General features: G+C 52.8%; 11 protein-coding genes. 7 read left to right on the forward strand and 4 right to left on the reverse strand.

The window, feature by feature from the left end; translation table 11 throughout:
- The first annotated feature begins 149 nt into the window (after window positions 1–149).
- Both ACR64Q_RS12085 and ACR64Q_RS12090 read left to right on the forward strand, forming a co-directional pair.
- Window positions 150–716 carry a hypothetical protein gene (locus tag ACR64Q_RS12085; RefSeq protein WP_313734967.1) on the forward strand — a complete coding sequence of 189 codons (567 nt, stop codon included), beginning with the start codon at window positions 150–152 and terminating at the stop codon, window positions 714–716.
- Between the two features lie 263 nt (window positions 717–979).
- The gene (locus tag ACR64Q_RS12090; RefSeq protein ID WP_313734968.1) at window positions 980–1,492 is read left to right on the forward strand and encodes a hypothetical protein; all 513 of its coding nucleotides are present in this window, start codon (window positions 980–982) and stop codon (window positions 1,490–1,492) included.
- A 60-nt stretch (window positions 1,493–1,552) separates the two neighbouring features.
- Here the strand turns inward: ACR64Q_RS12090 and ACR64Q_RS12095 are convergent, their stop codons facing one another.
- Window positions 1,553–1,948, reverse strand: coding sequence for a CBS domain-containing protein (locus ACR64Q_RS12095; protein ID WP_020481537.1), 396 nt, complete (start codon window positions 1,946–1,948; stop codon window positions 1,553–1,555).
- Window positions 1,949–2,340: 392 nt separating this feature from the next.
- Here ACR64Q_RS12095 and ACR64Q_RS12100 point away from each other — a divergent pair, with 392 nt between their 5' ends.
- Complete coding sequence (locus tag ACR64Q_RS12100; RefSeq protein ID WP_313734970.1) at window positions 2,341–4,371, forward strand: methyl-accepting chemotaxis protein; 2,031 nt, start codon at window positions 2,341–2,343, stop codon at window positions 4,369–4,371.
- Between the two features lie 30 nt (window positions 4,372–4,401).
- Here ACR64Q_RS12100 and ACR64Q_RS12105 read toward each other — a convergent pair whose 3' ends face one another.
- Window positions 4,402–4,758, reverse strand: a complete 357-nt coding sequence (locus ACR64Q_RS12105) for a hypothetical protein (protein WP_020481539.1) — start codon at window positions 4,756–4,758, stop codon at window positions 4,402–4,404.
- Window positions 4,759–4,966: 208 nt separating this feature from the next.
- On the opposite strand from ACR64Q_RS12105, the gene ACR64Q_RS12110 reads away from it, so the two are divergent.
- Window positions 4,967–6,136 (forward strand): right-handed parallel beta-helix repeat-containing protein, encoded by a 1,170-nt coding sequence (locus tag ACR64Q_RS12110; protein ID WP_313734971.1) that lies wholly within the window; start codon window positions 4,967–4,969, stop codon window positions 6,134–6,136.
- A 3-nt stretch (window positions 6,137–6,139) separates the two neighbouring features.
- Here ACR64Q_RS12110 and ACR64Q_RS12115 read toward each other — a convergent pair whose 3' ends face one another.
- Together ACR64Q_RS12115 and ACR64Q_RS12120 are read right to left on the reverse strand one after the other, a co-directional pair.
- On the reverse strand, window positions 6,140–6,268 hold the full coding sequence (locus ACR64Q_RS12115) for an MFS transporter small subunit (protein ID WP_268743562.1): 129 nt from the start codon (window positions 6,266–6,268) through the stop codon (window positions 6,140–6,142).
- An 18-nt stretch (window positions 6,269–6,286) separates the two neighbouring features.
- Window positions 6,287–7,681, reverse strand: coding sequence for an L-lactate MFS transporter (locus ACR64Q_RS12120; protein ID WP_313734974.1), 1,395 nt, complete (start codon window positions 7,679–7,681; stop codon window positions 6,287–6,289).
- A 321-nt stretch (window positions 7,682–8,002) separates the two neighbouring features.
- Between ACR64Q_RS12120 and ACR64Q_RS12125 the strand changes: the two genes are divergently transcribed.
- The 3 genes from ACR64Q_RS12125 to ACR64Q_RS12135 all read left to right on the forward strand — a co-directional run bounded on the left by ACR64Q_RS12125 (window position 8,003) and on the right by ACR64Q_RS12135 (window position 12,578).
- The gene (locus ACR64Q_RS12125; protein ID WP_313734975.1) at window positions 8,003–10,354 is read left to right on the forward strand and encodes a TonB-dependent receptor; all 2,352 of its coding nucleotides are present in this window, start codon (window positions 8,003–8,005) and stop codon (window positions 10,352–10,354) included.
- Window positions 10,354–11,850 carry a PepSY domain-containing protein gene (locus ACR64Q_RS12130; protein WP_313734976.1) on the forward strand — a complete coding sequence of 499 codons (1,497 nt, stop codon included), beginning with the start codon at window positions 10,354–10,356 and terminating at the stop codon, window positions 11,848–11,850. The genes ACR64Q_RS12125 and ACR64Q_RS12130 overlap by 1 nt, the downstream gene beginning before the upstream one ends.
- 194 nt (window positions 11,851–12,044) lie before the next feature.
- The gene (locus ACR64Q_RS12135; protein WP_313734977.1) at window positions 12,045–12,578 is read left to right on the forward strand and encodes a hypothetical protein; all 534 of its coding nucleotides are present in this window, start codon (window positions 12,045–12,047) and stop codon (window positions 12,576–12,578) included.
- Window positions 12,579–12,649: the final 71 nt, after the last annotated feature.

The following is a 12,649-nucleotide window of genomic DNA, read 5'->3' on the forward strand; positions in this document are numbered from 1 at the left end:
ACCTTCTCATTGACCCATCGCCAGCAAACACCCCATACCGAGCTTTCAGGAACCAAAAATAAACTGTGTTAAATAACACAATTTTATTTGCCTAACGTGCACCTTACCCCTACAATTGCGCCTCCTTTATCACCAACCGAGAAATACATATGAAAATTCAACATTTGCTAATCGCCTTAACCTTGCCGGCTTTGCTGACCCTGACGGGCTGCGAATCCGCAAAACCGGTCGAAGCAACTGCTGAGCCTGCGGTAGTGGCGCCAGTAACCGCGGCACCGGCTGAAACCGCCGCCCCCGCGCCAGCGGCACCCGCCATGTCCCCGGAACATTGCGCTAAACATAAAGCCGATGCCGCAGCGCACAATTGCGTGGAGCATTGCGCCAAACACAAAGGTAAAAAAGGCAAAGCCTGCCTGAAACATTGCGCCGATAAAGCCGCGGCCGAACACGATTGCGCAAAACATTGCGCCGATCACCCAGGCGCTAAAGACAAAGTCTGCGCCCAACATTGCGCGCAAGATGCCAATGCCAGCGCCCACCAATGCGGCACCGAGCATTGCGCCCATCACGAAGCCGCCGCTGCCGCCAATTGCAGCAGCCAGCATTGCGCCCATCATCAAGGCGGCGCAGCCCATGATTGCAGTGCGGATCATTGCAAACAGCACGGCGGCGATATGGCCGATTGCTGCGGCTCCGCGCATAAATGCGATAAGTAATCTGTAATCTCAGATCCGATTCGGGTTTAACTGCGGCGACGACACCATCCGCAGTTAGGCCCGATCAAACCAGTCCAGACCTGTCAAATAGTCCAATACCGCCTTCCTTCACGCGGCTGGATCCAGCCTCTTAACTCCCACCACTTTATTCAACAGCCAACAGGCGCATCTTTTAGATTGCCGAATCGCTTAAATCTGCGCTAAATTCTCAACCTGTGCCACGTCAGTCGGCCGGACATTTTTATTCAGCAATAGAGGAGCTTATGGCCGAATCCAATCAAAACCCCGCTATCGCCGCCGCGATCATTGGTGTAATCGGCTCGATCAGTGTCGCTATCATCACTAACTGGGATAAATTGACTGGACAGCAAAAGACGGCCGAATCGCCCCCGACGCAGCAAATAGTAACGGCAACTTATCCACCGATTGACAAGACAAAACCGGCAGTAGTCGAGCCTTCGCCGGTCATCGACATCAGCGGCGACTGGTATAACCCCGCCGCGCCGACCGCGGGCGGCACTCACATCGACCAACAGAGCGACAGTTTTCAATTCCAGGGCTGGGGAATGCTAGCGCAAGGCGTAGGCTACACGTCAAAGGGCAGCGGCAATCTGATCGCCCAAACCCTGACTTACGATTACATCGCACAGTACCAAAACGGCTGGGTATCGAAGGGCAATTGTACCGGCACGGTAACGCCAAACGGCGCTAAGATTACCGCGACGTGCACTGATACCATCATGGGTACCTATGTGTCCGCCGGCGTGCGGCAATAAAGCTGGATAAGGCGCAGACAACGATCCGTAGGGAGGCTGTCTGCCCTTGAACTAAAACATCTAGCGAATGGCTAACAACGCTCTTAGCACATCGACCCGGCTAATCATGCCGACAAACTGATCGTTTTGAAAAACCGGAAAACTCCTGGTCGGCGATTCCTGAAATTTACTGGCCACATCCACGAGACTGGCATCGGCATCAACAAATTGCGGGTCTTTGCTCATGAACTCTCCCACCTTTCCGGCCATACTTTGGTTGTAAGCGGATTCGACAAACACCTTCATGCCGTCTTTTTCGGAAAATATCCCCACCAACTTACCTTGCTGGTCCACAACCGGAACGCTAGTCACTTTGTGGTCCAGTAAGATTTTAACCGCCTGAGAAATTTCGGTATCGGGGGTAACGGTAACGATTTTGGTCGACATATAATCGACTACAGCTATTTTGGCTAGCATGGTGTACCTCCTGTTATTATTTTTTATTCTAAGCTTGGACAGCCACGCAAGCGACCGGTTCAGCGATCAGCTAACTTCTGCCCTATGCGATTATTATAAAAATTCCCCGCACTAGCTAGCTTTATTATTCCCGGCAACATGGCAGCAACGGCTACCGAAATGCGTTGTGATCTCGGTGTTGAAAACCATGTCCGGGTTAACGGGTTAATTCCGTATTTACCTCACCCACTAATTCGCTGTAACCGCCCTTTCCAAAAAGCCGCCGCTCTCTACCGGGAACGACAACATGCATACGTCGGATTAATAAGCTACAAAATGACTATACAACTCGCGTATCAGTCTAAACTTGTCAAACCGCACATTGACGTTTCTGCTAAATATGGATACCGCTTATGCTTGATTCCCTTAGTAATCACTCCGGACCCCAGGATTTTTCATTACGCAAACTGTTGACGGTATTGACTGCCACAGTGGCTGTACTGCTGGTAGTCGGCAATATATTTGTCTGGATTAGTCACGGCAAACTACAAACAGCGGAAACCGAAAAGCAGCGCTTGGTAAACGCTACTCTGGCGTTTAAAAATGTTCGCTATCACGTGGTGCAAATCCAGCAATTTCTGACCGATGCGTCAGCGGTCGGTGAAGACGATTACAGCGAAGCCTTAGCGGAAAAAAACGCCGCTCATGCGGAACTGACGAGTTTACTGGCGATGATGCCGGACAAGAAACCGGCGATTAAAGACGCCGATAACGCCGTGAGCGAGCTTTATGCCACCGGTGAACGCATGGCAAACGCCTATTTTCAGCAAGGCCGTGAAGCCGGCAACTTGATCATGAAAGCCCCGGAGAATGGCTTCGACGCGGCCTCGGAAATTCTGGCCAACAAACTCAATCAGCTTGCCGGCACCTTGGAACAACAAGCCAACGCCGCATCGCAGCAACAAAATCAGATGCAAAACCAAATGTTTACGGTCAGCGCCACGGTTGCCGGCCTGGCTTTATTATTGATCGTGTCCGCCAATGTCTGGCTGACACGAAAATTATTTACCGTGTTGGGCGGCGAACCCAGCTACGCATCAAAAATTGCCGGCAGTATCGCCAAGGGTCAGTTGGACATCAACGTCGCCACTAAGAAAAACGATACCAGCAGTCTATTGGCTATTATGAAGCTGATGGGCCAGGAACTGACCAGCCATATGCGCGAGATCAACGCGGTTAGTAAGCAAATCGGTCAGTCTTCCTACCAAATATCCAATATCTCCGGCGGCATTTCCAATGCCAACCGCTCGGAACAGGCTCGATCTTCCGAGGTAAAAACCGCTACCGAACAACTACGTACTACGACCGAAGAAGTCGAACGCTTTTCCGTAGAAATCCGCCACCGTACCCAGGAAACGCAAAACACCGCGCAAAAAGGCATCGTCGCCGTTAACGAAAATCTTGATGAAATGCGCCGGGTTGTGAAAGAAGTGGAAAGCGCGGAAGCTAAAACCCTGGCACTGCGCCAGGCCAATCGGCAAATTCAGGATATTACCACCACGATCCGTAACATCACCGAGCAAACCAATTTATTGGCCTTGAACGCCGCCATCGAAGCCGCCAGAGCCGGCGAATACGGCAGAGGCTTTGCCGTAGTGGCCGATGAAGTGCGGAAACTGGCACAAAACGCCTCCAGCGCTACCGCCGAAATCGCCAGCATTATTGGCGAATTAACCAAAATCATCGAAGAAAACACGCACGCGATGGGCTCCATCATCCAGACCACCAAACAAGGTATGGAAAAAGCCGAAACCACCAGCGTAGTGATTAACGAAATTGTCGGCCAGATAGCGGAAAACGCCGGCACTGCGCAACAAATTTCCACGGTCACTCGACACCAACTGGATAATGTCAACCAGTTACAAGCCAGAGTACAAGCCTTGTTCGAAGCACTGGGCCAGAACGAATCGAAAGTGCATATCACTCGAACCATCAGTGATGATCTTTACGTGGTGACCGAAAAAATGCGCAACATGTTAGAGCACTTCAGCTTCGATGCGCAGTGGACGGCAACACCAGCCGCCAACGAGCACCGCAAATTTCCACGCAGCAGCCACTATTTGCTGGCACATGTGGAAATCGCCGACTTGGTTCTCGACGGGGTCACCGCCGATTTCAGCATGTCCGGCGCCTGTTTGCGTCTGCCCGTGGCACTGCCCTGCCCGCTAAACAGCTCCATTACTATTCAGCTGCGCATTCCGTACGACAATATTCAGCAATACGAATCCCAACTGCCACTGGAGCTTACCTGCACCCTAGTCTGGCACAAACCCGTGGATGGCGAACACCACTACGGCGTCAAATTCAACGAATTCATGTCACCGGAGTCCGCACAGAGTTTAAAAGCCTGTTTTGCCTTTTTCAATCACTCCGCAACCTATTAGCCGCGGTTTGAAAATACTCGGCTCAAAAACTCAATCGAACGCGTTGCAGCAAGGGCATTTCCAATCGACGTCCGCTGGCCGCGTCGGGTGCACATGATTCAGCAGTTTTTTCGAGCCGCCGAAATCATGATAATTTTGGCAGACTTTTTCGAACGCGGCCTTGGGCGAGGCGGCATAGCTAAACTTAAATTTGGGATACCTGCCCACGTGTTGTTTCAAGCGGGCGTTTAGGTCGGTTTCCGAACGGCCGACGTATTTGACGACAAACTTATTGGTTTTTTGATTGATAATGCCCAAGGCATAATTGCCCTCGGCGCTTTCGGTGATTAGTTCGTTGATTTTGGCATTGCTCAAATCGTAAGCACCTTGCATATCAAGTGAAGCCATGTGTCCTCCAGTAGCGTCTAGCTATTCTTATAATCAAGTCGTAGGTCTGGCAAATATGCCTGATGACTGGATAATACTCTCATCTGGGTCAAGTATTACTTTAAATATTGCAGGTTCAGTCCGACGCATTTGTAAGGCGCTGCTCGACCGGACAGAATATACCGCTCAGGATTAACGAATTTTACAGGTGTCCACACCAGGAGCCGGGATGCATCGCTTGATATTTTCGGGGTGTTTGGTAAGTGTTGTTTGTTTGCTGCTGGCTTTCCCGGCGCACGGCACCGAATGGCAAGTGGGCCCGCAGCGCGCGCTTAAACTGCCTAGCGCGGCCGCGAGACTGGCCAAAGACGGCGATGTAGTCAGTATCGATGCCGGGCTTTATCGGGGCGATATCGCCAGCTGGCCGCAGCAGCGGCTGACCATACGCGGACTGGCAGGCGGCGCCCATCTGGATGCTCTCGGTAATACAGCGGAAGGCAAAGCGATCTGGGTGCTAAAAGGCAACGACGTCGTCGTTGAGAATATCGAACTTTCGGGTGCAACCGCGCCGGCTCTGAACGGCGCCGGCATCCGCTTCGAAGGTACTAATCTGACTCTAAGGAACTGCCATTTCCATCACAACCAGATGGGCATCTTGACCGGCGTTAACCCTGACAGCGACATCGTGATCGAAAACTCGGAGTTTAACGACAATACCGTCGATTATCCGCGCTACGGCAAACTGGGCCATAACATCTACATCGGCAATATCCGCCGTTTTACCCTGCAAAATTCTTATGTCCACGATGCCAGCACCGGCCATAACGTCAAATCGCGGGCCAGGGAAAACTATATTCTTTACAATCGCATCACCGACGAACGTGACGGCTCCAGTTATCTGGTGGACTTACCCGATGGCGGCGCCGGCTATCTGATTGGGAATCTGTTTCATCAGGGTGCAAACACCGAAAATGCCGCAATGCTGGCGTTTGCCGCCGAACACAACCAAACCCAGCCGAATCAACAGCTTTATCTGGTCAACAACACCTTCGTCAACGACCACCCCGGCGGCTCGTTTCTGAATAATCACAGTATCGCCACAGCGATGTTAATCAACAATCTGTTGATAGGCGAAGCCACCGAACTGGTTGGTCCCAACCTAGAAAACCACGACCTCAAGGCTACGGCCACCGTGTTAAGCGATCCGGCAAGTTACGATTACTGCCTGAAGTCAGATGCCCCGGCAATCGATCAAGGCATCTCTCCCGGATTCGCCGCCAACGGGATGCTGCTTAATCCGCAATTTGTCTATCGCCATCCGCGCGGCAGCGAAAAACGCCGCCAACAAGGACCGCTTGATGTGGGTGCCTACGAATTTATCGCCAAACAGCCGGATTAAACCTCAGCCGAACAAAGCCAAGGCCTTTTTCAACGTAGACCACACCCCCCAACTAAGCGGGATCAGCACATAAAGCCAAAATACCGCCAACAGCCAGGGGCTGGAAGATTTACTGGTTTCTGAGTTATTCATGGATTGCCCCTGCCTTGCTTAATGATCGGCTTCGTCGGCCGGATAAATACCGTCCAGCTCGTCGAAATCACCGTGTTTCATATGGTGTTTCTCATGTACCGGGCGGATCGACAGATTGGCGATAAAACCCACCACCAATAGTCCGGCCATGATGTACATGGTCACGTTATAAGCATCGGCCTTCGCCACGCCCTGGCTTATTTGATATTCGCGGATGTAATTGACCAACACCGGTCCCAGCACCCCGGCGGTAGACCAGGCCGTCAACAAGCGGCCGTGTATGCCGCCAACGAAGCGGGTACCGAAAATATCCGCCAGATAAGCCGGAATTGTGGAAAAACCGCCGCCATACATGCTCATGATCAAAGCGTACAACAACACGAATAAGGCCATATTCCCCGCCATGCCCATACTCGGTATCGTAGCGTATAGACCTGCGCCCACTGCGAAGAAAATAAAGTAAGTATTTTTACGGCCGAGAAAATCCGAAGCCGACGACCAGAAAAACCGCCCACCCATATTAAACAAGCTCAGCAAACCGACGAAACCGGCCGCCGAAGCCGGCGTTACCGAGCCTTTAAACATCTCTTGTATCATCACCGAGGCTTGACCCAACACACCGATGCCGGCTGTCACGTTCAGACACAACACCAGCCACAACAAATAAAACTGCGGGGTTTTCAGGGCTTGGTCGATATGCACATGCTTGTCGGTGATCATTTTGTTTTGCACCAACGGCGGTGTCCAGCCTTCCGGTTGCCAGTTGGGCGGCGGGATGCGGATGGTCAATGCGCCTATCAGCATCGAACAAAAATACAGGCCGCCCATCACCAGAAAAGTTTGCACTACCCCCACAGATTCCACTGATTTGAAATGATCCATCAGCAATACTGACAAAGGCGCGCCTATCATCGCGCCGCCGCCGAAACCCATGATGGCCATGCCGGTTGCCATACCGCGCCGATCCGGAAACCATTTGATCAAAGTCGATACCGGCGACACATAGCCCAGACCCAAACCGATGCCGCCAATGACCCCGTAACCGAGATAAATCAGCCAGATTTCGTGCAGGTGCACGCCCAGCGCAGAGATCAAAAAACCGCCGCCAAAACAACAGGCCGCGACGAACATGGTCAAGCGTGGCCCGACTTTTTCCAGCCATTTGCCGCCGAATGCCGCCGACAAACCTAAAAAAACAATCGCCAGACTGAAGATCCAGCCCAGCGTAGTCAGCTTCCAATCCTCCGGCGCGGAACTAGCGACACCTATCACTCGCGTCAACGGATCGTTAAACACGCTGAATGCGTAGGCTTGGCCGATGCACAAATGCACCGACAAAGCCGCCGGAGGTACCAACCAACGGCTATAGCCGGGCTGCGCGACGCTATGTTGTTTGGAAAAAAATCCCGACATACTTGAACCCATTGTTTAGCTAAATTTTCGATATTGGCGTTTTCCCGCAGCGCCGACCTATGCGACATTTTAGCATTGCCGGCCGGCAGGCTTTAAGTCCAATATCCACTGAGGCGGATACCTATCCCTGCTGACCCAATCAGCGCCAAGCCGGCAAAATAAGCCATATACCGCGCACCGACCCATTTAATTAACACAGATTAATTAAAAAATTAACACTTGATCTACCGTATTCCCCGCCACTCTGGGCCTTCAGATCTCGGCACACTACTTGCTGTCTCCGAAAAGCCTTATAACTTCTAAATACCTGACTAAAAAACAATGAAAAAAACCAAGTTACAGGATTTTCCAGTTGCCCAAACCGGCCAACTAGCAGGCGTCGCTGCCTTGCTTTTTTCGCTGCACGGCATCGCTAACGCCGCCGAGCCATCGCCGACCGAGGATCTAAAAAACAGCGAGACAACCAGCAAAACCAAAATCGCCAGAACCGCCAACCAAAGCCAAACCAGCGACACCGCCACTACGCTGGATACGGTCACCGTCGCTGGAACGGCCCCATTTAATCCGCCCAACCAAAAACCGCAACTGGATACCGAAGCCGCCACCGGCAGCCGCTTGGGCCTGACACCTCGCGAGACGCCGGCTTCAATCACCATCATCGATCGGGCGACATTCGAAAAACGCGGCGCGCAGACTACGCAGGAAGCCTTGGAAAAAGCCCCCGGCATACTCGTATCGTCGCAACCCGGCTCGGCCGGTTCTGTATCGATGCGCGGCTTTACCGGCGCGCAAATCACCCAGTTATTCAACGGTATCACCGTGCAATATGATGTCGTGGCCGCCCGTCCCATCGACAGCTGGATCACTGACCGTGTGGAGGTGTTGGGCGGACCGTCTACATTCTTATACGGTCAAGGCGCGGTAGGCGGTTCGGTCAACTATGTCAGTAAAATCGCCCATCGCGGCCCGGATGAACACCACGGCTTGGTCTCGCTGGGCGAATATTTAAACCGCAGAGCTTCCTATGGTTTTAACGGCCAGCTAGGCAACACGGATAACTGGCTGCAAGCCGACATCAGCTATTTGGGGTCCGAGGGCTATATTGACAACACGGAAGCCGATTCCGGGGTGATGTCGTTTTCCTTGTTAAGCGACATTACGTCCAAACTGTCGCACACCATCGCCTTTGAGCACCAGATGGAAGATCGTGACTCTTACTGGGGTACACCGGTACTGAATCCGGTGGTCAACGGCCGAATCGTACCCTGGGGCACTGAGGGATTGGGCCCTAACGAAGGGCAAATAGACCCCGGCACCCGCTTTAAAAACTATAACGCCACGGGTTCGGTATTCGATCAGCAAGTGTTTTGGTTACGCGACATAGTTGATTATCAACTGTCCGATAACACCCAATTGAAAAACACCTTTTATTACTACAAAGCAGATCGCCAGTACTTAAACGTAGAAGGTTACGACTGGAACAGCACGAATACCCTGATTACCCGTAATAAATCGTTTGCGGTAAATCACGATCAGGCTCTGGTCGGCAACCGATTCGAAATCGTGCATAGCAGCAATTGGTTCAGCCTGCCTTCGAAAGTCTCGGCCGGGGTCGACATTGCCTACAACAAGCAAACTCGCGCACCCAGCATGGAAAGCTCGGCAGGCACCGTCAGCATCGTCAATCCATATAATTTCAGCACCGGCACCTACTATGACAACCCTTTAGCCACCGGGCCAATCACCAACGCCCGCAACGAGTTGTATACCGTCGCCGGCTATGCCGAAAACCGCCTGACCCTAGTGCCCGATCTGAATTTGATCACCGGCGTGCGGGTGGACGACATACGCTTGGATTCAAAGAATCTGCGCACGTCCTTTGTTGCACCAACTGCCACCAACCCCGCAGCTTTCGGCCGCCGCTGGACCGCTGTGACCTGGCGCGCAGCACTGATGTACGACATCACCTCCACCTTTAACGTCTACGCGCAATACAGTACTGCGGCCGATCCGCCATCCGGCATATTGACCACCGGCACCTTCGCCGCGCTGCAAGACTTCGACCTCACAACGGGCCGGCAAGCGGAGGTGGGTACTAAATTCGACTTTTGGGACGGCAAAGGCTCGGCGACGCTGGCGGGCTACTACATCGAACGCAAAAACCTATCAATAACCGATCCGACGGACCGAAATCGGCAGTTACCAATAGGTGCACAGTCCTCTGGCGGTGTGGAGGCCAATGTCGGCGTACAACTCAACGATCAATGGAGCGTACAAGGCAACATGGCCTATGTCGATGCCCAGTACGACAAGTTCCTGGAAACCGTCGGTACCAGCACGGTGTCAAGAAAAGGCAATCGGCCGGCCAATGTCGCCAAATGGGTGGCCAACGCGTGGCTAACCTGGGATTTCGATGCCGATTGGCAATGGAATTTTGGATCGCGCTACGTCGGCGACCGCTTCGTCGATACCGCCAACCTGATCAAAACCCCGGCCTATGCGGTATTCGATACCCAACTGTCGTGGAAATTTAACCCAAAAGCCACCGTCACCGCGCGGGTTAAAAACCTGTCCGACGAGCAATACGTCGAATGGGGTAGCGGCGGTAATGCCCCGTTATTCTTTGTCGCTGCACCGCGTACCTTCATGATGGAATTGAAAGTAGACTTTTAATGCTCACCAGGTTCAAGCGCTATCTATACCTGAGCCATCGCTGGCTCGGTATCGTGCTATGCCTATTTATGGCGATGTGGTTCGTGTCCGGGGTAGTGATGATGTATATCGGCTACCCCAAACTAACGCCGCAAGAAAGGCTGAGCGGCTTGCAGGGCTTGGCCGCGGAGCGCTGCCGCATCAGCCTGGCGCAAGCACTGGCCGCTAGTGATCAAGCTAAAAGCCCCGATAGCGTGCGCTTGACCAGCGTGGCCGGCGTGCCGCGCTATGTGTTTGCTTACGGCAAAAAGCAAATTGCCGTCGATGCCGAAACCGGGAACCGTATCGATCACGTTACGCCGGCTCAGGCGTTGGCATCAGCCGGGAGTTTTCTAGCAACAGCCAGCGGCCATTATCTGGACAGCATCAATGAAGACGCCTGGACGCATTCCAAAGCACTGGACGAACATCGCCCGCTGCACCGCGTGCAAATGGACGACGAGCCAGCCACACTGCTTTATATTTCCAACACTACCGGCGAAGTGGTGCGCGACGCCAATCGCAGCGAACGCATCTGGAACTGGCTGGGCGCCTGGATCCATTGGCTGTACCCGTTTCGCGGCGGCGCTTTGGATCACTACGCGGCAGACATTGTCATTTACACCGCGCTGGCCGGTTCAATATTAAGTTTGCTTGGCCTAATCGTCGGCCTACTGCGCTGGCGATTCAAAGGCCGGTACAAGCACGGCACGAAAACCCCATACCGCAACGGCTGGATGCGCTGGCATCATTTGTTAGGATTGGGGTTTGGCGTGATCGCCTTCACCTGGATATTAAGCGGCCTATTTTCGATGAATCCGTGGAAGATATTCGACTCCACCTCGGCCAAACCCAATCTCCAGGCCTACATGGGCGGAAAAATTGCCCAGCACTACTTCCCATTATCCGTGCCGGAGGCTTTGGCGCACTTCCAAGACACAGGATTTCAAGTACGAGAAATCGAATGGCGCTTACTGAACGGCCAGGGCTATTACATCGCCTTTGACGGCCTGGGCCGCAGCCGTATCCAGACGGCACAGGCTAATGGCCCGGTTTTCGAAAAATTCGGCTGGCCGGAACTGCAAAATGCGGCGGAACGGCTAATGGATCAGAGCAAAATCACCCAGCAAAGCGTGTTAAACGAATACGACTTTTACTACTACAGCCGCGCCGCGCATACCATGACCGGGCACATCGACAAACGCTTGCCGATCCTGCGTCTGGAATTCACTGACCCCGACAGTACCTGGCTGCATCTCGATCCGTACACCGGCAACTTCAGCAAACTCGATGCCGGTAGACGTGCCAGCCGCTGGCTATTTGCCTTCTTGCACAGCTGGGACTGGCTGCCGTTACTGAATCATCGGCCAATCTGGGATATTTTATTGATAGTGTTTAGTGTCGGCGGCCTGTTGATTAGCGTAAGCGGCATCGTGATCGGCTGGCAGCGCGTGAAGCGAAAGCTGTCTACTCCTTAAGCCAACCCATGACTACCGACGCTTCCGAACAAGCGGGAGCCCAACCGTTTGGGATGAGTACTCTCGCAGCATGATCGGCTTAATCATTAACGGTTAGAAAACTTCAGCCAAAACGCTTATTCTGTAGCACAAGCTCAACCTCGCCGAGTATTGCCCCTTCTAGCGAAACGCCAAATGCTGCGGATACTAAAACCATGAACGACTCAAGAACCCGCCTGGACAGAATCAATACCCGGATTAGAAACAACCCGGTGCTGTCATTGTTGATTGCAATCAGCACGCTGGTGATTGGCCTTTCGACGTTTACCAATGCCACCCGCAACCTGCTGGATTTGTTAAGCGGTACGGAGCAGCGGCCAGCTATAAACGGGGTATGGCAAGCCCAGGTCAGCTATGACTGGCCCAACGCCAATTATCAAGAGAATTTTAAATTCGCCGGCAGCGATACGCAGCTATATGGCAGCGCTACATTTACCGGCAGCCAAAACGGCATTTTGGAAGGCGAAATCACGGGTGATACCTTGCGCTTTATCACCAAAACCCCGGAATCGCTGGGATCAGGCCCCATACAAGAGGCCATACATCGTTATCAAGGCAAAATGGCCGGCGATGAAATTAAATTCGTGATGCAAACCGAGGGGGGTTATTCGGCGCATGTGCCTATTGAATTCACGGCAAAACGAAGCGCTAACCCAGCTCCGACCAAGTCCGAGCCGACGCAAAACTGAGCTTGGCATTATTTGGTTGAATGACTGCAATTTTATCATTACCCGTCGCTGTAACTCGAAGGCATTATAAA

Source organism: Methylomonas sp. 2F7 (assembly GCF_057126975.1).

Bases quoted from the DNA above. Each gene is read 5' to 3' on its own strand.
- ACR64Q_RS12090 (WP_313734968.1), top strand. From the start codon at position 980: ATGGCCGAATCCAATCAAAACCCCGCTATCGCCGCCGCGATCATTGGT.
- ACR64Q_RS12135 (WP_313734977.1), top strand. From the start codon at position 12,045: ATGAACGACTCAAGAACCCGCCTGGACAGAATCAATACCCGGATTAGA.
- ACR64Q_RS12110 (WP_313734971.1), top strand. From the start codon at position 4,967: ATGCATCGCTTGATATTTTCGGGGTGTTTGGTAAGTGTTGTTTGTTTG.
- ACR64Q_RS12105 (WP_020481539.1), bottom strand. From the start codon at position 4,758: ATGGCTTCACTTGATATGCAAGGTGCTTACGATTTGAGCAATGCCAAA.
- ACR64Q_RS12100 (WP_313734970.1), top strand. From the start codon at position 2,341: ATGCTTGATTCCCTTAGTAATCACTCCGGACCCCAGGATTTTTCATTA.
- ACR64Q_RS12130 (WP_313734976.1), top strand. From the start codon at position 10,354: ATGCTCACCAGGTTCAAGCGCTATCTATACCTGAGCCATCGCTGGCTC.
- ACR64Q_RS12115 (WP_268743562.1), bottom strand. From the start codon at position 6,268: ATGAATAACTCAGAAACCAGTAAATCTTCCAGCCCCTGGCTGTTGGCG.
- ACR64Q_RS12120 (WP_313734974.1), bottom strand. From the start codon at position 7,681: ATGTCGGGATTTTTTTCCAAACAACATAGCGTCGCGCAGCCCGGCTAT.
- ACR64Q_RS12085 (WP_313734967.1), top strand. From the start codon at position 150: ATGAAAATTCAACATTTGCTAATCGCCTTAACCTTGCCGGCTTTGCTG.
- ACR64Q_RS12095 (WP_020481537.1), bottom strand. From the start codon at position 1,948: ATGCTAGCCAAAATAGCTGTAGTCGATTATATGTCGACCAAAATCGTT.
- ACR64Q_RS12125 (WP_313734975.1), top strand. From the start codon at position 8,003: ATGAAAAAAACCAAGTTACAGGATTTTCCAGTTGCCCAAACCGGCCAA.